The organism is Neorhizobium sp. R1-B, assembly GCF_004368875.1.
GTDB classification, from domain to species: Bacteria; Pseudomonadota; Alphaproteobacteria; order Rhizobiales; family Rhizobiaceae; genus Neorhizobium; species Neorhizobium huautlense.
This window is the reverse complement of sequence record NZ_SOEM01000012.1, coordinates 57,298-79,154: the sequence shown is the minus strand read 5'-3', so window position 1 is coordinate 79,154 and position 21,857 is coordinate 57,298. Positions and strand designations below refer to the sequence as shown.

Sequence of the window (21,857 nt, the reverse complement as noted above, 5' to 3'; positions counted from 1 at the left end):
AGATTGGTTCGATGTTCCGGCCGTCTCAGGACAGGGCTGCGCAGGCCTTGGCGATCAAGGCGCAGGCCTTTTCGATCTGCGCCTCCGACGTGGCGATCGACAGCCGGAAATAGGGTGAAAGGCCATAGGCGGCGCCCTGGATGGCCGCGACCCCGCAGTCGAGCAGGTAGAGCACGAAGTCGAAGTCGTTGGTGATCTTTCGCCCGTCGGGGGCGGTCTTGCCAATCAGGCCGGCGCAGTTGACGAAGAGATAGAATGCACCTTCCGGAGCCGTGCAGGAAATACCGTCGATCGCATTCAGGCGTTCGACCGCGATGTCCCGGCGGCGGCGATAGGCCGCGACGCTGTCGATAATGAAAGCCTGGTCGCCGTCGAGTGCGGCCGCGGCCGCTGCCTGGCTGATGGAGGACGGGCAGGACGAAATCTGCGACTGGAGCTTGTTGACCGCCGCTACCAGCGGGGCGGGGCCGGCTCCATAGCCGATGCGCCAGCCGGTCATGGCGTAGCTTTTCGATACGCCGTTCACTAGGAAGATGCGGTCAACAAGGCTGGGGGCGGCCTCGACCAGGCTGACGGCCTTGCCTTCGCCGAACCAGATCTCGTCATAGATTTCGTCGGTCAAAACCCAGACATGGGGATGGCGCTGAAGCACCGCGGCCAGCGCCTCAAGTTCCGCGCGGGAATAAGTGGCGCCGGTCGGATTGGAAGGCGCGTTGAGAATCAGCCACCGGGTTCTCGGAGTGATCGCTGCCTCGAGGGCTTCCGGTTTCAGCTTGAAGCCGTCCGCCTCGGGGCAGGTGACGATGACGGGCTTGCCTTCATTGGCCAGCACCATATCGGGATAGGAGACCCAGTAGGGCGCGGGAATGATGACCTCGGCCTGGTTGTCTACTGATGCCATCAGCGCCAGGAAGATGATCTGCTTGCCGCCGCCGCCGGCCGTGATTGCGTCGAGCGGATAGGCGTGGCCCGTATGGCGCTGCAGCCGGCCGGCGATCGCTCGGCGCAGAGCCAGCGTGCCGTTGACCGGCGTATACTTGGTGTCGCCGGCGCGGATGGCGACAATGCCCGCTTCCTTGATGGCGTCGGGGGTATCGAAATCCGGCTCGCCGACGGTCATGTCGACGATATCACGGCCTTCGGCTTTCAATTCCCTCGCTCGGGCTGCGGCTGCGGTGCTCGGAGAAGGCTTGATGCGCTCGACACGCGCTGCGGGCTGGAAGTCGGACATGGATCACCTGCTTGCCGGTTTTGCGGCTTCTGGCTGTGAAAAGAGCAGGGGAATCATAAGATGGGCGGGAAGGCAGGGCTAAGACGGAATCGGTCTGGCGTAATAGTCCCGGCCAATGGACAAGCGGCCGGACCCATCATTAAAAACCGGTCTGACCCCATCATCGAACCGTTATGATAGCGTTTTTGCCAGTCTTGCCTCGTCTCGCAGTGCCATCGAGCGCTGTCCGGCAGGCCCGGCAGAAGCGCAGGTTCCGATGGATATCGAAAGACTCAAGACCGTGATGCAGTGGATGGCGGCCTCGCCGCTCGCCGAGCTGGAATTCACCGACGGAGACCAACATATCCGGCTGGTCAAGGCTGGCTCCGGCATCGTTCAGCCGTCTCCCGCGCCGCAGGCCTCAGGCGACATGGTCCCAGCGGCTGCAGCGCCACCACGGGTCTCCCCGTCCAAGCAGACAGTCGACGCGCCGATCTTCGGGATCGTCCATCTCTCGCCGTCGCCCGACGAACCCGATTTCGTCGAACCCGGGCGTCCCGTGCAGGCTGGCGACACGCTGTGCCTGATAGAGGCGATGAAGGTCTTCACTACCGTGGAAGCGCCGCGCGACGGCGTTATCGCCGAAATCCTGGTCAAGGCCGGCGGCGAGGTAACAATGGGGCAGCCGATTTTCGTGATCGAGGCCAGCGCATCATGACACGTCCGCATGCCCTGCCTTTCTCCAGCGTCCTGATCGCCAATCGCGGCGAGATCGCGTTGCGCATCCAGCGCGCCTGCCGAACCCTTGGCCTGCGCTCTGTCTGCGCCTATTCAGAGTCCGACCGACACGCGCCCTATCTGCAGAGCGCAGATGCCGCCATCTGCATCGGCCCGGCACCCGCAGCCAAAAGCTATCTCAATATCGAGGCGATCCTCACGGCCGCGGAGTTGACGGGCGCGGAAGCGATCCACCCCGGCTACGGCTTCCTCTCTGAAAATGTCGATTTCGCCCAAGCGGTGCATGCGTCCGGGCGCGTCTTCATCGGACCGCCGGCCGAGGCGATCCGCGTCATGGGAAACAAGGTCGCCGCGAAGAGGGCGATGCTCGCCGCTGGCGTGCCCTGCGTGCCGGGCTCCGGCGGTGCCCTGGGGGAGGATGAGGCCGAGACCGCGCGAATCGCTGCCGATATCGGTTACCCCGTCATCCTGAAGGCGGCGGGCGGCGGCGGCGGGCGCGGCATGCGGGTCGTACGTTCGCAGGCGGAACTGTTCAAGGCGGTGCAGGTCACGCGGGAAGAAGCACAGCGCTTCTTCGCCAATCCGGATATCTATATCGAGAAGTTCCTGGAACATCCGCGCCATGTCGAAATCCAGGTACTGTGTGACAGCCATGGCGAGGCCGTTTGGCTCAGCGACCGCGACTGCTCGCTGCAGCGCCGGCACCAGAAGGTGATTGAAGAAGCGCCGGCGCCTGATATTGACCGTTCCGCAATTGCCGCGATCGGGGAGCGCAGTGCTGAAGCGTGCCGGCGTATCGGCTATATCGGCGCTGGCACCTTCGAGTTCCTTTTCGAGGACGGGGCCTTCTATTTCATCGAGATGAACACCCGCGTCCAGGTCGAGCATCCGGTCACGGAAATGGTCACGGGCATCGACATCGTCGCGGCCCAGTTGCGCATTGCAGGCGGCGAGCCGCTGGGCCTCCGGCAGCGGGATATCGGCATCTCGGGCCATGCACTAGAATGCCGGATCAATGCGGAGGATCCTTTCACCTTCGCGCCGCGGCCGGGCCTTATTGAAGATCTGGTGCTGCCCGGCGGGCCTGGTGTGCGGGTCGATACCCATGTGACGCGCGGCTACGTCATCCCGTCGAGTTACGATTCCATGATCGCCAAGCTGATCGTGCATGGCGCGACGCGGGCAGAGGCCCTAGCGCGCATGCGGCTTGCCCTGTCGGAGCTTGTCATCGCCGGACCCGCCTGCAACGCGCCGCTGCATGCGGAACTGCTGTGCGATCCGGGTTTTGTCGCGGGGGGCGTCGACATTCACCATCTGGAAAAGCTGCTGGAGAAGAGGGGCATCGCATGAGCGCTTCCGCCGCCAGCCTGGAAGAGCCGCGTATCACACCGCTTGGATCCAGCGCCATCCTATTCGAAGCGCCGGGCGCATTCGATATCCAGCATCAGAGGCGCATCTGGGCGCTGGCGGATGCCGCCGCAACCTGGGACATGGTCGTCGAGGCGGTGCCCGGCATGACCAACCTGATGCTGATCCTGGCCCGGCCGCCCCGAGATATCGGCCTCTTCGAAACGCTGCTCCGTGGCGCCTGGGATACCGGCGACGAAAAGCATGTGGAGCCGACCGTGCTGGAATTGCCCATCGTCTACGGCGGCGAGGGTGGTCCCCATCTGCACGACGTGGCGGAAGGCACGGGCTTGTCCGTCGCCGAGGTCGTACGGATCCACACCGAGCCAGATTACACGGTCTATGCCGTCGGCAGCCATGCCGGCTATTGCTATCTTGGCGGTCTCGATGCGCGTCTGTTCATGCCCCGTCGCAAGGTGCCGCTGGTTAGTATTCCCGGCGGGTCCCTCTCGCTTGCCGGCATGCAGACCGGCGTTTCGGCCTCGGCCGGTCCGAGCGGCTGGCACACGATCGGCCGAGCCGAGATCAGCTTTTTCGACCCTAAACGGCTGCCGCCGGCTCTGCTGAAGCCCGGCGATGTCATTCGGTTCAAGGCGGAGCGCGTCATCGCATGATCGAGATCCTTTCCACGCCTTCGCTGGTCACTATCCAGGATCTCGGCCGCAGCGGCTTCTATCGCTATGGCGTCTGCCGGTCCGGGGCGATGGACAGGCTGGCGCTCGCCATTGGCAACCTGTTGCTGGGTAATGACCGTGGCGCCGCCGGGCTTGAGATCCCGATCCTGCCGCTGCGCCTGCGCTTCAATGTCGATATGAATTTTTCACTGACGGGGGCAGATTGCGGCGCCATGCTCGGCGACCGGCCGTTGCCGCCCTTTTGGGCCACCCGCGCAAAGGCGGAGGATGTGCTCACGCTCAATGCGCCGCGTTCCGGATGCCGCGTCTATCTCTGTGTTGCCGGTGGCATCGACGTACCGGAAGTGCTTGACTCGCGCAGCACGCAGTTGCGCGAGACCTTCGGGGGCATCGAGGGCCGGGCGCTGGCAAAGGGTGATCGCATAGCCGCCGTGGGTAATGACGTCAGGCTTCCTCATGCAGGGGTCGGGACGGTGCCGCCCGCTGTGGCGCTTGCGGCGGCAGGCGATAGCACAACTGCGGTGCGCGTCATCCCGGCGGCCGAGTACGCGGACTACGACGACGCCTCCCGTGCCGCCTTCTGGTCGGCAGACTGGAAGGTGACCGTGCAGAGCAACCGTGCCGGCTACCGGCTCGAAGGTCCCGAGCTAGCGCTGACGCGGCCGCGCGAACTCAGGTCGCATGGGGTAGTGCCCGGCGTCATCCAGGTGCCAGCCGGCGGACAGCCGATCATCCAGCTGGCCGATGCCGCCACCATGGGTGGTTATCCGAAGATCGGGGTGGTCATCGATGCGGACCTTTGGCGGATTGCCCAGGCCCGGCCGGGTGATGCGCTGCGTTTCGTGGAATGCGACACGGCATGCGCAGCCGATGCGCATGACGAGACGGAGACATATCTTGCCCAACTGGCAGCTGACGTAGGTCGCCAGCGCCGCCTGGCAACAGCATGGGGTGTCGCATGAGCCTGACGGTGGCCGACCTCGATGACCTCCTTGCCCGCATGATCGCTGCCGGCTTGTCGCATTTGTCCTATACCGATGGCCGGGCGAGTATTTCGATGCGGCTCGACCCCGCCTCCGCCGTGCCCTTGAGCGCGGCCCCGGCGCCGGCTGTTGCTGAGCCAGAGACGATCTCGACCGCGTCCATGGGGCGCCTTGTCTTCGCCCATCCCGGCCGGCCGGAAGATGTCGCGGCCGAAGGTCTCACCATGGGGGCAGGACAGGCCGTCGCTTATCTCGTCTCCGGCCAGGCCATCACCGCTGTCGTCGCGGAAAAGCCGGGCTCGCTCGGCAGGAGGCTGCGGGAAGAAGGCGATATCGTCGGTTACGGCACGCCTGTTTTCGAATTCGTAGCGCATGGCTGACAACAGGGGAGGTGCGGGAATGCGGATCGATATCAATGCGGACCTCGGCGAGGGTTTCGGGCCCTACACGATTGCCGACGACGCGGCGCTGATGCCGCTCATCACGTCGGCCAATGTCGCCTGCGGTTACCACGCCGGCGATCCCGTCATCATGGACCGCACAGTGCGGCTGGCGCTTGAGCATGGCGTCGACCTGGGCGCCCATGTCAGCTATCCCGACCGCATGGGTTTTGGGCGCCGTCCCATGGTCATGGATGCCAGGGAACTGGAAATGCACATCCTCTACCAGCTCGGAGCGTTGCATGCGATCGCCGAGGCCGCCGGACACCGCATCACCCATCTCAATCCCCATGGAGCGTTGGGCAACAAGGCATCGGCCGATCCCGCTATTGCCGAAATTCTGGTCAGGGCGACCTTTTCTTTCGATCCGGATATCCACTTTCTCGTCCTGCCCGGCTCGGCGCTGGAAAAGGAAGCGATGGGCATGGGTATGAAATGCCATCGCCTGTTTCTCGCCGACCGGGCCTATACCGCCGATCGCCAGCTGGCACCGCGCTCCCTGCCGGGAGCCGTCATCAAGGACGAGAGCGCCGTCATGGCGCGCATTCTGCGCCTTCTTCGCGAGGGCACGGTCGAGGCGGTCGACGGTCAGGTCATCGACATGCATGCGCGCTCCATCCTGGTGCATTCGGATACGCCGGGGGCCGTCGCACTGGCGCGAGAAATCCGCCGGTCGCTCGCGGCCGAAGGTGCCGAATTCACCGCGCTGTCCAAACTGTGCGAAGGCTGATTTCCGGCTGCTGCCGGCAACAAGACAAATTGGGAGAAAACACCGTGAGCAGGATCGAAATTCTTCAGGTCGGCCCCTATCCCGCCTGGGACGAGGAGCGCCTGAACGCCACCTTCACCATGCACCGCTATTTCTTAGCTGCCGATAGGGCGGCGTTTCTGGCCGAGCATGGTGCCAGGATTCGCGGCATCGCGACCCGCGGCGAACTTGGCGCCAACCGGTCGATGATCGAGGCTCTGCCGAAGCTGGAGATCATTTCGGTCTATGGCGTCGGCTTCGACGCGGTGGACCTGGCCGCCGCCCGAGAACGCGGCATTCGCGTCACCAACACGCCCGATGTCCTAACCAAGGATGTGGCAGACCTGGGGGTCGCAATGATGCTGGCACAGGCGCGCGGCATGATCGGCGGCGAGGGCTGGGTCAGGAGCGGTGACTGGGCGAGGAAAGGCCTTTATCCGCTGCAGTCGCGCGTGCATTGCAAGCGCGCCGGCATTCTCGGCCTTGGCCGGATCGGCTTCGAGGTCGCCAAGCGCCTGGCCGGCTTCGACATGGAAATCGCCTATAGCGATGTAGGCCCGAAGGACTATGCGAAGGACTGGACCTTCGTCGCCGATCCCGTCGCACTCGCCGGCCGCTCGGATTTCCTGTTCGTGACCTTGGCCGCATCAGCCGACACGCGCCACATCGTCGGCAGCAAGGTCATCGAGGCGCTCGGTCCCGAGGGCATGCTGATCAACATCTCGCGCTCTTCCAATATCGACGAAAAGGCGCTGCTCGATGCGCTGGAAAATCGGACACTCGGCTCTGCCGCCCTCGATGTCTTCGAGGGGGAACCCAATCTCGACCCGCGGTTCCTGGCGCTCGACAACGTGCTGCTGCAGCCGCACATGGCCTCCGGCACAGTGGAAACCCGCAAGGCCATGGGCGCGCTGGTCTTCGACAACCTGTCGGCCCATTTCGACGGTCGGCCATTGCCGACGCCGGTTCTGTGAGGAAAGCCATGAAATCGATCGTCATTCATTCCGCCAAGGACCTGCGTATCGAGGATAACGCCGTTGAAGCGCCGGGGCCGGGCGAGGTGGAAATCCGCCTCGCCGTCGGCGGTATCTGCGGATCGGACCTGCATTACTACAACCATGGCGGCTTCGGCACGGTGCGGCTGAAGGAACCGATGATCCTGGGGCATGAGGTATCTGGCCATGTCGCCGTGCTTGGCGAAGGCGTATCCGGCCTCGCGGTTGGCGATCTCGTCGCCGTATCGCCTTCGCGGCCCTGCGGAGCCTGTGACTACTGCCTGAAGGGCCTGCCGAACCATTGCTTCAACATGCGTTTCTACGGGTCGGCCATGCCCTTTCCGCATATCCAGGGCGCCTTTCGTGAGCGGCTCGTCGCCAAGGCCAGCCAGTGCGTGAAGGCTGAGGGTCTTTCGGCGGGGGAGGCTGCGATGGCCGAACCGCTGTCGGTGACGCTGCATGCCACCCGTCGCGCTGGAGAGATGCTCGGCAAGCGCGTGCTGATCACCGGCTGCGGTCCGATCGGCACGCTATCCATCCTCGCCGCAAGGCGGGCGGGTGCATCAGAAATCGTTGCGGCCGATCTGTCCGACCGAGCGCTGGGCTTTGCCCGCGCGGTCGGCGCGGATCGGACGATCGATCTTTCGGAAGATCGCGACGGACTTGTTCCCTTCAGCCAGAACAAGGGTACATTCGACGTCCTGTACGAATGCTCTGGCGCACAAGCGGCCCTGGCCGCCGGCATTCAGGCGCTCAGGTCGCGCGGCACGATCGTGCAGCTCGGCCTCGGAGGCGATATGAGCCTGCCGATGATGGCGATCACGGCAAAGGAACTGGACCTGCGGGGCTCCTTCCGTTTCCATGAGGAATTCGCCACGGCGGTGGCGCTGATGCAAGGCGGCCTGATCGATGTGAAGCCGCTGATCACCCACATGCTGCCGCTCTCCGATGCCCTCAAGGCATTCGAGATCGCCTCGGACAAGGGGCAGTCCATGAAGACGCAGATCGCATTTTCCTGAGAGCAATAGTAGGAAGAGACCGACGCGGTCTTCAGGCCGCCACTGCAAACAAAGAGACCAGCAGACCATGAGCATCCAACTCTTCGATCTCACCGGCAAGCGCGCCCTCGTCACCGGCTCCTCCCAGGGCATCGGGCTCGCGCTCGCACGCGGCCTCGCTGCCGCCGGCGCCGAGGTTGTCCTCAACGGCCGCGACGAGGCCAAGCTGGCCCTAGCCGCAAGGGAGATTGGGGCAAAACACACCCTTGCTTTCGATGCGACCGATCACGAGGCCGTGCGCCGTGCGGTCGATGCCTGCGAGGCGGAGGTCGGTGCGATCGACATCCTGGTCAACAATGCCGGCATGCAGCACCGCACGCCGCTGGAGGACTTTCCGGCCGACGCTTTCGAGCGACTGCTGAAGACCAATATCTCCACCGTCTTTAATGTGGGCCAGGCGGTCGCCCGCCACATGATCGGGCGCGGTGCCGGCAAGATCATCAACATCGCCAGCGTGCAGACCGCTCTCGCCCGTCCCGGCATAGCCCCCTATACCGCCACAAAGGGCGCCGTGGGCAACCTGACCAAAGGCATGGCGACCGACTGGGCGAAATACGGGCTGCAATGCAATGCCATTGCGCCAGGCTATTTCGACACGCCGCTGAATGCCGCGCTGGTTGCCGATCCGGCCTTTTCCGCCTGGCTGGAGAAACGCACACCGGCGGGCCGCTGGGGCAAGGTGGAGGAACTGGTGGGCGCCTGCATCTTCCTTGCCTCCAACGCCTCCTCCTTCGTCAACGGACACGTGCTCTATGTCGACGGTGGTATCACAGCCTCGCTCTGATGTACCTCGGCGCATCCTGCTGACGGGCGTCGCCGGCTGCGGCAAGTCGGCGGTCGGCGCGGCGTTGGCCGCGCGCCTCGGTGCTATCTATCTCGATGGCGACGACCTGCACCCGTAGGCCAATATCGAGAAGGTGAGCCGCGGCGAGCCGTTGACCGACGAGGACCGCTGGCCCTGGCTCGGCGAGATCGGCTCGCGGCTGGCCGAGGCGGAAAGCACCTTGATCGTCGGCTGTCCGTCGCTCAAGCGGAGCTATCGCGACCGTATCCGGGCGAGGAAGGGTGCGCTGGTCGTCTTCGTGCACCTTTCTGGCACAAAGGACCTGATCGCCACCCGCATGGCGGCCCGCACCGGCCATTTCATGCCGACGGACCTGATCGAAAGCCAGTTCGCCACGCTGGAGCCGCCCGGCGTGGAGGAAGACGCCATCACCGTTGATGTAGCCAAGCCTTTGGAGGCAATTGTCGACCAAATTGTTGTGTTCTTTGACGCTCGGTAGCTGGTCTCGGGTTCATGGAGTTTTGGATGTGGCGACGAGCGTTAGCGCAAGGAGGATATCCCGCGGTTGCTTGTCTTTGCCCAGCGTCGGAAAAGAACGCTGGCATTGACGCCGCCAAAACCGAAACCGTTGGATATGGCATATTCAGCGTCCAGGGATCGCGCTTCGTTTGCGACAAAATCGATCCCGTCCGCTTCCGGATCCGGCGTGTTCAGGTTCAGTGACGGCGGCGCGATCTGGTTTTTGAGCGCCAAAATCGTGAAGATGGCTTCCAGCCCGCCGGCCGCGCCGAGCAGGTGCCCCGTCGCAGACTTGGTTCCGCTGACAGCCACCGACTTTCTTTGGCCAAATACACTTTTGATAGCCTTGATTTCTCCGAGATCGCCAACCGGTGTAGAGGTCGCATGCGCGTTCAGATGACCAATCGCAGAAGGGGCAATGCCCGCTTGCGCGATGGCAATTTCCATTGCCCTGCGCGCGCCGCTTCCGTCTTCGGGACCGGAGGTGATGTGATGAGCATCGGCTGTCGTGCCGTACCCGACGAGTTCTGCAATCGGGGTCGCACCGCGAGCGAGAGCATGACTAAGGGCTTCTATAACGAGTATGCCCGCGCCCTCACCCATGACGAAGCCGTCGCGCAACGTATCGAAGGGACGTGATGCCTTGGCCGGCGTCTCGTTAAAGCCCGTTGATAGTGACCTTGCCGCCGCGAAACCGCCAAGGCTGACAATGTTCATACAGGCCTCAGTGCCACCACAAACCGCAATGTCGGCTTCATTGGACCTGATCAGTCTTGCGGCATCGCCGATCGCCTGAACCCCAGCGGCACATGCCGTCACGGGCGCTCCAAGCGGACCTTTGAAACCATGGCGGATCGAGACTTGTCCCGCTGCGAGATTGACGAGGAAAGACGGAATTGTGAATGGTGAAAGGCGGCGGACACCGCGGTGGTCGACGGTGCGTACCGCGTCGGTGATTGCTGGAAAGCCGCCGATACCGGACGCGATAATGGTCGCGGTTCTTAGCCGATCTTCATTCGATGCCGGCTTCCAATGTGCCTGCGCCAACGCCTCTTCAGCCGCTGCCAGTGCAAAGATGATGAAGCGGTCGACCTTCCGTTGATCCTTCGAGGGCAGGGTCCTGTCAGGATCAAATCCTCCTTCGGGGTCGTCAGCCAGAGAAGGGACCAAGCCTCCAATTTTCGACGGCAGATCCCCGACCACGTCGTCATCCAGTCGTCGAATGCCGCTTTGGCCTGCAAGAAGTCGCGACCAGGAGATATCGACGTTTGCTCCCAGGGGGCTGATGGCTCCCATTCCTGTTACAACGATACGGCGCATCTGTTTTCTACCTGTGTTTAATCCTAGAAATAGGCATGCCTCCGGCGTCCTACCGAATAACCGGTCGTTAACGTGGGACACGCGGTTCTCGCTATTTTTCAGATACTTGGGCGACTGAGGCTAGGCTAAATGCACCTACCGCCGCCCAGTACCAAGAAGCTGTCCGTTAGGCGCTGACATCGCGGCCAGCTATGCGCCGGACTTCACTTGCGGCTGAATCAAGAACACCGGATGACAATTCTTTATCCTCGATGATCCTGGACAACATTACTGCACCGACCATCATGGACAATATTGCCATGGCCTTGTCGGCGACCGCCGTTCCGTCGCTCTCGCCGATCATTTCTTCGAGCACCTCGAAATGTGCTCGGATGCCATCCTCAAACGGGCGCCGAACTTCGGCAGTTTGACGGGCAGCGTCGGAACCGAGAGCGACAAGCGGGCATCCTTCTGCCTTCTCGCCGCTATGATCTTTCGAGAGGTAGAACCTGATGACTGCCTCTAGTGGGTCTGACGTATCTGCTGCGGCAGCAGACCACCGGCGGGTCGCACTCTCAAGCGCGCGCCGCGAAGCCAGTGCAGCAAGATCGTCCTTCGATGCGAACTGCTTGTAGAATCCACCCTGGGTGAGGCCTGCACCCTTCATCAGGTCTTTCAGGCCGATCCCATCGAACCCGTGCTCTCGAAATAATCGGCTGGCGACAGTGATCACCCGTTCCCTGTTTTCTTCTGCCTGTGCGCGGCTCACTCTCATATGGACCTCATTTTAGATTTCATTTGACATCTATATTATTTTAAGAGTTAGGTTGCAATCTAATATTTTTGGAATGGCCGTCAAGAAGGGGCGATGAAATGAAACGGAAACTTGTTGTCACTGCAGCAGCAGTGCTGGCGCTGGCCGCAGGCGGAGCCGCAGCACTGCTGCTTCCGACGCAGGCACCCGAGGCAAAGGGTGCCGATCCCCGGACATTGGCGCCACTTGTCAACCTTGCGACGGCCAGACTGCCTGCCAATTCGAGCAGCAGCTTTACCGGAACCGTTGGTGCCCGGGTCCAGAGCAACCTCGGCTTTCGTGTCCCCGGCAAGATCGTTGAACGTTTTGTCGACGTCGGGGAGCAGGTAAGCGCTGGACAGCCATTGATGAGGCTTGACGAGACCGATCTTCGCCTTGCTCTGACCGCCAAGCGGAACGCTGTCATTGCAGCACAGGCGACATTTGTACAAGCGAAAGCCGATGAGAAACGCTTCGCCGTGCTGGTGAAGACCTCTGCCGCTTCGACGCAGCAATATGAACGATCGAAGGCCCTGTTGGATACGGCGACGGCACAGTTGGCTGCCGCACAGGCGGACGCAAATGTAGCAGAAAACGAAGCGAAATATGCAGTTCTCGTTGCCGATGCAGACGGAACGATTGTCGAGACGCTTGGTGAACCCGGCCAGGTTGTGACGGCCGGGCAACCGGTAGTGCGGCTCGCGAAATCCGGTCCTCGCGAAGCCATCGTCTGGCTTCCTGAAACCATGCGTCCTGAAATCGGTGCGCAAGCTTCTGCGTCCATCTATGGCAGAAGCAACACGGAAAATGCCACCTTACGCCAAATCTCCGATTCTGCCGATCAACAGACCCGCACCTATGAAACGCGATGGGTGCTTGAAGGGGCTGCGGCCAATGCTCCACTGGGGGCGACCGTCACTATAGAAATCGAGAACAGAGATGCACAGAACCACGCCGAACTGCCGATCGGTGCCCTTCTGGACGACGGTACGCGCACAGGCGTGTGGATCATTGATCAGCAAACATCTGCCGTGACGTTTCGTGATGTGAAGGTCGAACGGCTGAGCGAAGAGAATGTGGTCGTTACGAACGTTAAGCCCGGAGAGGCAGTTGTTGCCCTCGGCGCGCATCTTCTGAAGGATGGAGCGTCGGTTCGCACCAGCCTTGAGACAGAAAAGGCAGCAAACTGATGAACTTCAATCTGTCCGCTCTGGCCGTTCGTGAACGTGCCGTCACGCTCTTCTTCATCGTTCTCTTGTCGCTCGCCGGTGCGTATGCCTTCGTCAAGTTAGGCCGCGCGGAAGACCCCTCCTTTACCATCAAGACATTGACGGTCACGACTGTCTGGCCGGGCGCAACCGCACGCGAGATGCAGGATCTCGTTGCCGAGCCGCTGGAGAAACGCATTCAGGAATTGGCATGGTACGACCGTGTCGAGACAACGACGCGTCCCGGCTTTGCCTATCTTACCGTTACGCTCAAGGACAATACGCCACCAAGCGCCGTCGCCGAAGAATTTTATCAGGCGCGCAAGAAGCTCGGCGATGAAGCCAGAAACCTGCCGCAGGGTGTTCTGGGGCCATTCGTGAACGACGAATATTCTGACGTCAGCTTCGGCCTTTACGCTCTCAAGGCGCAGGGCATGCCAATGCGCGATCTCGTCCGGGAAGCGGAAAAGATCAGGCAGGACATGCTTCATGTGCCAGGCGTAAAGAAAATCAACATTCTGGGTGAGCAGCAAGAGCAGATATTCGCCGAGTTTTCATACGAGAAACTTGCGACACTTGGCATCTCTCCGCAGGATGTTGCCGCAGCGCTTCAACGGCGTAACACGGTAACGCCGGCAGGTTCTATCGACACGCAGGGTCCCCAAGTTTTCATCCGTTTCGACGGCGCGTATGACAGCATACAGTCTATCGCCGATACGCCTATTGTCGCCTCGGGGCGCGCGCTAAAACTTTCGGACATTGCAGAGGTTCGTCGCGGCTATCAGGAGCCGTCAACTTACCTCATTCGCCACAATGGCGAACCGACCATCATGCTCGGTGTTGTCATGCAGCAAGGCTGGAACGGTCTCGAGCTCGGCAAAGCCCTGGAACAACGCTCCAGCCAAATCACGCAATCGCTGCCACTTGGCATTACGCTGACGAAGGTGAGTGATCAGGCTGTCAATATTGATGCGGCCGTTGGCGAGTTCATGATGAAATTTGCTATGGCTCTGGGCGTCGTGCTGTTCGTCAGCCTTATTGCACTTGGCTGGCGGGTGGGCATTGTCGTTGCACTCGCCGTGCCGCTGACGCTTGCCGTCGTCTTCATTATCATGCTGGAGAGTGGACGCTTCTTCGACCGCATCACGCTTGGCGCGTTGATCCTGGCGCTCGGTCTTCTGGTGGATGACGCGATCATCGCCATCGAAGTCATGGTTGTGAAGATGGAAGAGGGCATGGACCGAATCGGGGCGGCTGCCTATGCCTGGAGCCACACTGCGGCGCCTATGCTATCGGGCACGCTTGTGACCATTATCGGCCTGATGCCGGTCGGTTTTGCCGCCTCCGCAGCGGGTGAATATGCCGGCAATATCTTCTGGATCGTCGGTTTTGCTCTGATCGTATCCTGGTTCGTCGCGGTGATCTTCACCCCCTATCTCGGCATTAAGCTGCTCCCCTATATCAAGCCTGTGGCAGGCGGCCATCATGCGATTTACGATACGCCGAACTACAGGCGGCTGCGCGGCGCGATCGAATTCACCGTCAAGCACAAATTCCTGACCTGCGCTGTCGTTGGCGTCGTTATGGCACTTTCCGTTGTCGGAATGGGTGCGCTGAAGCAGCAGTTCTTCCCGACCTCTGACCGCCCTGAGGTTCTTGTCGAAGTCCGCATGCCTGAAGGCACGAGCATCGAAACGACGACAGCCACGGTCAAGAAGCTTGAAGACTGGCTGAAGCAGCAGCCCGAAACGAAGATCGCGACCAGCTACATCGGTCAAGGTGCGCCCCGATTCTTCTTTGCAATGGCGCCTGAGCTGCCCGATCCGGCCTTTGCAAAGATCGTTGTTCTGACGCCCGACGCCCATGAGCGCGAGGTGCTGAAACTGCGTCTGCGGGAAGCCGTTGCGCAAGGGCTGGCGCCCGAAGCATTCGTTCGTGTGACGCAACTCGTCTTCGGCCCCTACACGCCGTTTCCTGTGGAATTCCGGATCAAGGGGCCGGACGCCGAAGAGCTGTACAAAATCTCCGAGCAGGCCCTTGCTCTCATGACTTCGGTACCTGACGTCAGAAACGCCAACCGCGACTGGGGTAACCGCACACCTGTTGTCAGGTTCGTTCCTGACCAGGATCGCCTGAACCTTATTGGCATGTCCAGTGCCGAGGCTGCCCAGCAAATACAGCTCCTGCTGAGTGGTGTGCCGGTTACGCAAGTCCGTGAGAACATCCGAAATGTTCCTGTCGTGGCCAGAAGCGCGGGTGAAATCCGCCTCGACCCAGCAAGGCTCGCCGACTTTTCGCTTGTCACGAGAGAGGGTCGGACAATCCCGCTCGACCAGATCGGCCACACGGAGGTGCGCTTCGAAGAGCCGATCCTCAAGCGCCGTGACCGAACGCCTGTGGTAACCGTGAGGTCCGACATCAACGAGGCGACCCAACCGCCAGAAGTCGCCCAGCAGGTTATGAAAGCGTTCGAACCTCTCATTGCGTCACTTCCGGCGAGCTATAGCATCGAGATGGGCGGCAATATCGAGGAGTCACTTAAGGCCAATACGGCCTTGGTAAAGGTGTTCCCGCTCATGATAGCTGCAACCCTGATCGTCATTATCCTTCAGGTACGCAGCCTATCGACGATGACGATGGTGATGCTGACAGCCCCGCTCGGTCTCGCAGGCGTGGTGCCGACGCTCATCCTCTTCAATCAGCCCTTCGGCTTCAACGCGATCCTGGGTCTCATCGGTCTGGCGGGCATCCTCATGCGCAACACGCTGATCCTGACCGAGCAGATCAAGGAGAACAAGGCGGCAGGTCTGGATGACTATCATGCGGTGATCGAAGCAACGGTTCAAAGAACAAGGCCCGTCATCCTCACGGCGCTTGCCGCAGTCCTCGCCTTCATTCCCCTGACGCATTCGGTTTTCTGGGGTTCGATGGCCTACACGCTGATCGGCGGAACGGCAGTCGGGACGTTTATCATCCTGCTCTTCCTGCCTGCACTCTATGCAGCATGGTTTCGCATCAAGCCGCCAAAAGCGGAAGGATCTTCGACGACCGGCGCGGACGTCCCCAGACTTCAGCACGCATTGGCCGCCGAATAGACAAGGTATCTCCCGCAGGAACCCCTGCGGGAGATATATCCCTAGAGGCAGGCACGGCGTTGGGGGGCAAGCCCCCACTCGGGTCTCGTCGCAGTCATGATGAGAAGGAAACCGCAATGAACCCTGTAGTATCAGTATTCAGGCATCCTCCTGATGGTGGCAGGGGGTACCACCGCGACACACGCGTCAGATGGGCGCTTGAGGAGGTCGGTCAGCCGTATAGTTTGAGGTATGTTACCTTCTCTGAAATGCGTCGCCCCGACTATATGCAACTGCAACCGTTCGGTCAGATGCCGGTTTATCAAGAGGGGGATTTGACCCTCTTCGAATCGGGCGCCATTGTACTTCACATAGCACAGCGTTTTGCCGGCCTGCTTCCAGGGGGGCCAGAAGCCCGCTCCCGGTCCATCATGTGGATGTTTGCCGCCGTTAACACAATCGAGCCATGCGTCGCTTCAGGCAGTGTCGGGTATCTTGAGCAGAGGCTTCAACAACTCGCCCTGGTCCTTGGCGAGAAGACATGGCTTGAAGGCGAAGACTTCAGCGTTGGCGATCTGATGATGGTTAGCGTTCTGCGACCACTGAAGGATTCGGACATTCTGAAGCAGAGCAGGCGTCTGCAGAATTACGTGGCCTGCGGCGAGGAAAGAGAAGCGTTCCAACGCGCTCTGAATGCGCCCCCATCAGTGAGGAGAACATCAGGGAGATCAGACGAAAATCTGTCGGTGGAAAATTTCGCTCTTTAACGGGAATCCGCATGATTCGGGTTCTTTTTCTCGCGGCGATTGGCAATTCAGGAAGCAGCAAAGGAAGAAACTCCTTTTTCCTCTTCGCCGCACCATCGATCCGTTTGAGGTAAGTAACCTGAGTTTGAGTTATTTAGAGGTCTGATCAGGATGACGCAAATTCGTATCGGTCAACTGCGTTCGCTGATCACTGAGTGTCACTAACGAACCGATGATGCGGCGTGGTTGCCTGTGCTGCGACACCATCGAAAGCAGGTCCCGCCTGGAAACAAACCAAGACTTACGGCTGCCAACAACCAAAAGCGTGGGAGAGATCAGCCCAGCGAGCGGGAAGCCGACCGGCGCTAAACTGATTTTGGAGATCAGGCTGAGCCGCCGCAGATAGCTTGCCGCGCCTTGTAACTCGCAGCTATATCGGTTGCGGGATTGCCAGCCCTTCCACCAAGGTGGCGATGGCTGCGTCTAGCGGCGCCGATCCGACCTTTTCCGGCACCAGAATTCCATCGATCGCCAGCAAGGTGATGCCGTGAATAAGCGCCCATGCGGCGGTCGCCTGCCCCCTGACTGGCCGCTTGCGAATGGTCCCGGCGTCCTGACCGCGACTGAGCATGTCCAACACTATGTCGAATACCGCAAGCGCTCTTTGATCGAGATGCATTCCCACGGAGCGTCCCTCCTCCGCGCTGAACATCAGGCGATACAGGGCCGGGTTATCGGTGCCAAAGGCGACATATGCCAGGGATATTGGCATGATTTCTTCGAACAGAGATTGGGGGGCTTCGGGTTTCGCTCCCGCTAGTGCCTCGCGTAGTCGATCGAATCCAATCATGGCGAGTTCGACGAGCAGAGCAGCTTTGTCCGGAAAGTGTTTGTAGGGCGCGGCGTGGCTGACGCCAGCCCGACGGGCGACCTCTCGCAGCGTAAACTGCCAGTTCTTTTCATCGCGAAGGATGTCTAGTCCCGTTTCAATGATCGTGCGGCGGAGATCACCGTGGTGATAGGGGCGGTTTTGAACGTCCGTCATGGCCTTAAGTTTCTCGTGACTACATTGTTGACAGTGGTAACATTGCGACCTATATAGATCTCAATGTTTCCTTTGTCTACATCGGGGTGTGCCATGAACGCCATAGAAAAAATTACAGACGCCGAGCGTATGGGCCGCATCCTCGCTGCCCAGCGAACCGCATTTTTGCGCGACGGTGCAACATCGCTTGCCGAGCGGCGTGCCTCTCTCGCCAAACTCAAGAGTGCCCTGATCAGCCGGCGGCAAATGTTCGAGGCGGCGATCTCGTCCGACTTCGGTCACCGGGCCCGACAGGAGACAGCCATCATGGAGATCTACGGGGTCGTCGGCGGCATTGACTATCTCCACAAGAACCTGCGCCGCTTCATGAAGCCTGAGCGACGTCATGTTGCCCTTCACATGCAGTTTGGGCGCGCCCGGATCGACTATCAGCCGCTTGGAGTGGTTGGTGTCATCTCGCCATGGAACTATCCCGTTCAGCTGTCTCTGATGCCGTTGATTACCGCGGTTGCTGCGGGAAACCGCGTCATGCTCAAGCCGTCGAATGTGACGCCTGCCACCAATGCCCTCATCGCTTCGATGCTCGGAGAAATCTTTACTGAGGAACAGGTGGCGCTCGTCGAGGGCGACGGTCCGGCCTTTTCTTCACTTGCCTTTGATCACCTCGTTTTCACCGGCAGTACCGCCGTAGGGCGCGCGGTGATGAAGGCGGCGAGCGACAATCTCGTACCCGTAACCCTGGAGCTTGGCGGGAAGTCCCCGGCAATCGTCGCCAAGGGCGGTGTTCAGGATCGTTTTGTGTCAGACATCGTTTGGGGGAAGCTCCTCAGTGGCGGGCAGACCTGCATCGCACCTGACTATGCGATGGTCCATGAGTCCGAAGTCGATACGTTTGTCGCGAGTTTCGACAGGCTGGTAAAGGCGGCCTATCCCGGCGGTCCGACCAGCGAGGACTATACCTCGATTGTCAACGACCGGCAGTATGGGACTCTTATCGACTTGATCGAGGATGCCCGAGCCCATGGCGCGCAGATTATCGAGGTCGGCCACCAGCCGGGCGACGCCGCCCGCCGTCCGCATACGCTCGCGCCGACGGTTGTGCTGGGCGTCACCGACGAAATGAAGATCGCCCACCAGGAGATATTCGGTCCGATCCTGCCGGTTTTTCCCTATCGTAAAATCGGTGAAGCGATCGACTATGTAAACGCCCGTCCCCGACCGCTCGCACTTTATTACTTCGGTGGAGACTCTGCGGAACGGCGAGAGGTGCTCGACCGCACCACATCGGGCAACGTCACGATCAACGGCACGATTATGCACGTGGCGCAGGATGACCTGCCATTCGGCGGTGTCGGCGAAAGCGGCATCGGCGCCTATCACGGCATCGGGGGCTTCAGGCGACTGAGCCATGCCAAGGGCATCTATGAGCAGGGGCGGTGGAACATCGTGAAACTGCTCCAGCCCCCATACGGAATACTGGCCGAACGGATCCTCAAGGTCCTACTCCGATGAAAGTTCGAACTCAAGGGGCGTGCTCGGGGAGCTTCGCTTTCGCCGACACGCCACGTCACGAAGCGATCTAAAGGATAATTCAATGCAAAACGTTACTCACGCTCAAACCTCAAAGACATTCGCAGGGAAATCGCATTCCGGCGCCGCAAGGCGCGCGCTGATCACCGGTGCATCCAGTGGCATGGGCCTCGAATATGCCGACCTTCTGGCAGCACAGAAGATCAATCTGGTGCTCGCAGCCCGGCGAAGGGAGCCGATGGAAAAGCTCGCTGCTGAGCTTCGCCAGAAATACGGAGTAGAGGTCGTTGTTGAACCAATCGATCTCGCAGTCCCTGGCGCTGCCGCTCAGTTGAAAAACAGTCTGGACGACAAGTCGCTGCAGATCGATATCCTGGTGAACAACGCGGGCTATGGGCTGCATGGGGACTTTCTGGACACCACCTTGGAGCGCACGACCGATATGATACAGCTCAATATCACGGCGGTAACAGAACTCAGCTTTATCTTTGGGCAGGACATGGCAGCCCGCGGAGATGGACAGATTCTCCTCATTGCAAGCATTCTATCCTTCCAACCTGTTCCTGGGTTTGCCGCTTATGCCGCTACCAAGGCTTACGTTCTTTCCTTCGGAGAAGCACTTCACCACGAGCTGCGCCCTCGCGGCGTCACTGTTACCTGTCTTTGCCCCGGCCACACAGAAACTGGATTTGATGCAGCCGCCAGCGCGCCGGTGTCACCAGTGCTACGTTTTCTGACGATGAAGGCGCGTCCGACCGCTGAAACCGGTCTGCGGGCGCTGGCGAAAGGAAAAGCATCCGTCCTCCCAGGGTTCATGAACAACATCATTGTGTTTTCAAATCGCCTGACACCTCGCTCGATGCAGCGATCCGTCATGAAAAGCGTCACGGGGGGATGATGTATTGAGGTGAGGCGGCGGGGTATCCGTCGCCTACCGCCTCGCTACTTTTCAACGCGGGTTCCCGGCCGCCGTGTCTGGCTCTAAGGCTAAAGGTTACTTTATTCCATCCTCCCTAGGTATTTAGCTCTGCTTAATACCCCTTTAACTTTAATAACTATCTGAAGGTTCAGCCTCTCACTAGATTTCACTTTTGGGAGGACTACTGGATGCTAGATAAAAAATACGGTCTGTTGCCGTTGCTCCCCTACGTCGATGCTCGTGTCGTGGGGATGGGTGACGATGGACAGCAATAAGACGGCGCTGATCTCGGTTCGAAATTTGATGAAGGGTTTCGGGGCCACGAAGGTGCTCCGCGGCGTCAACTTTACCGTACTCCCGGGCGAGATTCACGCTCTTCTGGGTGGTAATGGTGCTGGCAAGAGCACGATGATCCGGATCATCACGGGTGCCGTGCGCAAGGACGATGGCGACGTTGTGCTGGCATCACCGAGGGGCGGCATTCCGAAAATCGCGGTGGTGCACCAGGAGCTCGCCCTTCTTCCCGACCTGACCGTCGCCGAGAATATCGCGCTTGTCCACGCCGCATCGGCGGCAACACTGGTGCGCAACCGGTCGCAAGCTGCCCGGGCGCATGAAGCCCTTTGTCTGATCGACCCCCATCTCGCCCATCACGCCCTGCATCGCAAGGCGTCGGAACTCTCGATGCACGAGGGGCAGATCGTGGAAATCGCGCGGGCTCTCTCCACGGGCGCCGAAGTCCTACTTCTGGACGAGCCGACCGCCAATCTTACGGCAGGCGAAACCGAGCGACTATTCGTTGTCCTGCGGCGGCTGGCGACTGAGAAGAATATTGGCATCGTCTTCGTGTCGCATCGCATGAAGGAGATCCGGCAGCTCTGCGATGTCTGCACGATCATTCGCGACGGCATGACCGTCATCGATGCTCTGCCGTTGACCCACTTGAGTGACAACGAGATCATTCATCAGATGGGGCAACCGACAGAGCGCAGCGTCGAGCGCGACAAGCGGGTGCTCGACCAAGCGGGAGGCGGTGTCGTCTTGCGCGGACCCGAGACCTCCGTCCCCGTCCTGAAGGGCCAGATCCTTGGTCTTGCCGGTGCACCTGCCGGGCCGTCGCGCTTGATTGCAGTGCTGAACGGAACAGCCGCCAATGCAGATTGGGAGGTCGACGCTAAGGATTGGCCGAAGCGACCCACATCGCCGCGTCAGGCGGTGCAACTGGGAATCGGCCACGTGTCCGGTGATCGACGTCTCAAGGGCGTGCTTTCCCAACTGCCGATCGTCGACAACGTGCTGGCATCCCGACGGGTGCGCGAAGGTCGCCATCTGGTCCGCGGCTCCGAGCGTGACGAGTGCCTCGGTCTCGTCAAGGCGCTGAAGCTCAAGGCAGGCTCGATCTGGGATCTGCCGTCGACGCTCTCCGGGGGCAACCAGCAGAAGCTGCTCGTCGCGCGCTGGCTCGGTATGCCTCTGAAGATGGTGGTCTTCGAAGAGCCGACCCGGGGCGTCGACATCGGCACCAAACGCGAAATCTACGAGCTCATCCGCAACATGGCCGGGCAGGGCACCATCGTCGTGTGGTGGTCGACCGAAAATGTCGAGCTGCTCGAGCTCTGCGACGAAATCCTCGCCTTCGACACGGAAGGCCGCGCCAAAGGACTGCTCCCACAGGATCAGTTCAACGAAGACGCACTGGCTGACCTGACGGGAATGGCCGCATGAC

General features: G+C 60.7%; 19 protein-coding genes and 1 pseudogene. 16 read left to right on the top strand and 4 right to left on the bottom strand.

Translation table 11 applies throughout. The features are described 5' to 3' along the window. Positions 1 to 25: 25 nt before the first annotated feature. A complete protein-coding gene (locus tag EDE05_RS17085; protein ID WP_134101994.1) occupies positions 26 to 1,231 on the bottom strand; it encodes an aspartate transaminase in 1,206 nt (401 codons plus the stop codon). Between the two features lie 256 nt (positions 1,232 to 1,487). Between EDE05_RS17085 and EDE05_RS17080 the strand changes: the two genes are divergently transcribed. The 10 genes and pseudogenes from EDE05_RS17080 to EDE05_RS17035 all read left to right on the top strand — a co-directional run bounded on the left by EDE05_RS17080 (position 1,488) and on the right by EDE05_RS17035 (position 9,497). Further along, a complete protein-coding gene (locus EDE05_RS17080; RefSeq protein ID WP_157949112.1) occupies positions 1,488 to 1,928 on the top strand; it encodes a biotin/lipoyl-containing protein in 441 nt (146 codons plus the stop codon). Beyond that, positions 1,925 to 3,298 carry an acetyl-CoA carboxylase biotin carboxylase subunit gene (accC, locus tag EDE05_RS17075; protein WP_134101991.1) on the top strand — a complete coding sequence of 458 codons (1,374 nt, stop codon included), beginning with the start codon at positions 1,925 to 1,927 and terminating at the stop codon, positions 3,296 to 3,298. The genes EDE05_RS17080 and accC overlap by 4 nt, the downstream gene beginning before the upstream one ends. Further along, complete coding sequence (gene pxpB, locus EDE05_RS17070; protein WP_112796828.1) at positions 3,295 to 3,969, top strand: 5-oxoprolinase subunit PxpB; 675 nt, start codon at positions 3,295 to 3,297, stop codon at positions 3,967 to 3,969. Before accC ends, pxpB begins: the two co-directional genes overlap by 4 nt. Beyond that, the gene (locus EDE05_RS17065; protein WP_112796830.1) at positions 3,966 to 4,952 is read left to right on the top strand and encodes a biotin-dependent carboxyltransferase family protein; all 987 of its coding nucleotides are present in this window, start codon (positions 3,966 to 3,968) and stop codon (positions 4,950 to 4,952) included. The genes pxpB and EDE05_RS17065 overlap by 4 nt, the downstream gene beginning before the upstream one ends. Continuing rightward, positions 4,949 to 5,353: a hypothetical protein gene (locus EDE05_RS17060; protein ID WP_134101988.1), complete on the top strand. Its 405-nt coding sequence runs from the start codon at positions 4,949 to 4,951 to the stop codon at positions 5,351 to 5,353. Before EDE05_RS17065 ends, EDE05_RS17060 begins: the two co-directional genes overlap by 4 nt. Before the next feature lie 19 nt (positions 5,354 to 5,372). Next, entirely contained in the window at positions 5,373 to 6,143 is a 771-nt protein-coding gene (locus EDE05_RS17055; protein ID WP_134101985.1) for a 5-oxoprolinase subunit PxpA, read from the top strand. 44 nt (positions 6,144 to 6,187) lie between these two features. Next, positions 6,188 to 7,135, top strand: coding sequence for a 2-hydroxyacid dehydrogenase (locus tag EDE05_RS17050; RefSeq protein ID WP_112796836.1), 948 nt, complete (start codon positions 6,188 to 6,190; stop codon positions 7,133 to 7,135). An 8-nt stretch (positions 7,136 to 7,143) separates the two neighbouring features. After that, positions 7,144 to 8,175 carry an L-idonate 5-dehydrogenase gene (locus EDE05_RS17045; protein ID WP_112796838.1) on the top strand — a complete coding sequence of 344 codons (1,032 nt, stop codon included), beginning with the start codon at positions 7,144 to 7,146 and terminating at the stop codon, positions 8,173 to 8,175. Between the two features lie 67 nt (positions 8,176 to 8,242). Beyond that, on the top strand, positions 8,243 to 8,998 hold the full coding sequence (locus EDE05_RS17040) for an SDR family oxidoreductase (protein WP_105374693.1): 756 nt from the start codon (positions 8,243 to 8,245) through the stop codon (positions 8,996 to 8,998). Further along, positions 8,967 to 9,497: pseudogene (locus EDE05_RS17035) on the top strand (gluconokinase). The gene EDE05_RS17040 and the pseudogene EDE05_RS17035 overlap by 32 nt, the downstream one beginning before the upstream one ends. A gap of 41 nt (positions 9,498 to 9,538) precedes the next feature. Here EDE05_RS17035 and fabF read toward each other — a convergent pair. Together fabF and EDE05_RS17025 are read right to left on the bottom strand one after the other, a co-directional pair. Beyond that, on the bottom strand, positions 9,539 to 10,837 hold the full coding sequence (gene fabF / locus EDE05_RS17030; RefSeq protein WP_105374692.1) for a beta-ketoacyl-ACP synthase II: 1,299 nt from the start codon (positions 10,835 to 10,837) through the stop codon (positions 9,539 to 9,541). A 166-nt stretch (positions 10,838 to 11,003) separates the two neighbouring features. After that, positions 11,004 to 11,591: a TetR/AcrR family transcriptional regulator gene (locus tag EDE05_RS17025; protein WP_105374691.1), complete on the bottom strand. Its 588-nt coding sequence runs from the start codon at positions 11,589 to 11,591 to the stop codon at positions 11,004 to 11,006. A gap of 98 nt (positions 11,592 to 11,689) precedes the next feature. On the opposite strand from EDE05_RS17025, the gene EDE05_RS17020 reads away from it, so the two are divergent. From EDE05_RS17020 to EDE05_RS17010, 3 genes are all read left to right on the top strand, one after another. Next, positions 11,690 to 12,799, top strand: a complete 1,110-nt coding sequence (locus EDE05_RS17020; protein WP_105374690.1) for an efflux RND transporter periplasmic adaptor subunit — start codon at positions 11,690 to 11,692, stop codon at positions 12,797 to 12,799. Next, positions 12,799 to 15,912 (top strand): efflux RND transporter permease subunit, encoded by a 3,114-nt coding sequence (locus EDE05_RS17015; RefSeq protein WP_105374689.1) that lies wholly within the window; start codon positions 12,799 to 12,801, stop codon positions 15,910 to 15,912. Before EDE05_RS17020 ends, EDE05_RS17015 begins: the two co-directional genes overlap by 1 nt. Positions 15,913 to 16,028: 116 nt before the next feature. Continuing rightward, positions 16,029 to 16,658: a glutathione S-transferase family protein gene (locus tag EDE05_RS17010; protein WP_105374688.1), complete on the top strand. Its 630-nt coding sequence runs from the start codon at positions 16,029 to 16,031 to the stop codon at positions 16,656 to 16,658. 409 nt (positions 16,659 to 17,067) lie between these two features. Here EDE05_RS17010 and EDE05_RS17005 read toward each other — a convergent pair whose 3' ends face one another. Further along, positions 17,068 to 17,682: a TetR/AcrR family transcriptional regulator gene (locus EDE05_RS17005; protein ID WP_105374687.1), complete on the bottom strand. Its 615-nt coding sequence runs from the start codon at positions 17,680 to 17,682 to the stop codon at positions 17,068 to 17,070. A 93-nt stretch (positions 17,683 to 17,775) separates the two neighbouring features. Between EDE05_RS17005 and EDE05_RS17000 the strand changes: the two genes are divergently transcribed. The 3 genes from EDE05_RS17000 to EDE05_RS16990 all read left to right on the top strand — a co-directional run bounded on the left by EDE05_RS17000 (position 17,776) and on the right by EDE05_RS16990 (position 21,856). After that, positions 17,776 to 19,194: a coniferyl aldehyde dehydrogenase gene (locus EDE05_RS17000; RefSeq protein ID WP_134101982.1), complete on the top strand. Its 1,419-nt coding sequence runs from the start codon at positions 17,776 to 17,778 to the stop codon at positions 19,192 to 19,194. Positions 19,195 to 19,276: 82 nt separating this feature from the next. Further along, on the top strand, positions 19,277 to 20,110 hold the full coding sequence (locus EDE05_RS16995; RefSeq protein WP_105374685.1) for an SDR family oxidoreductase: 834 nt from the start codon (positions 19,277 to 19,279) through the stop codon (positions 20,108 to 20,110). A 282-nt stretch (positions 20,111 to 20,392) separates the two neighbouring features. After that, the gene (locus EDE05_RS16990; protein WP_105374684.1) at positions 20,393 to 21,856 is read left to right on the top strand and encodes a sugar ABC transporter ATP-binding protein; all 1,464 of its coding nucleotides are present in this window, start codon (positions 20,393 to 20,395) and stop codon (positions 21,854 to 21,856) included. Position 21,857: the final 1 nt, after the last annotated feature.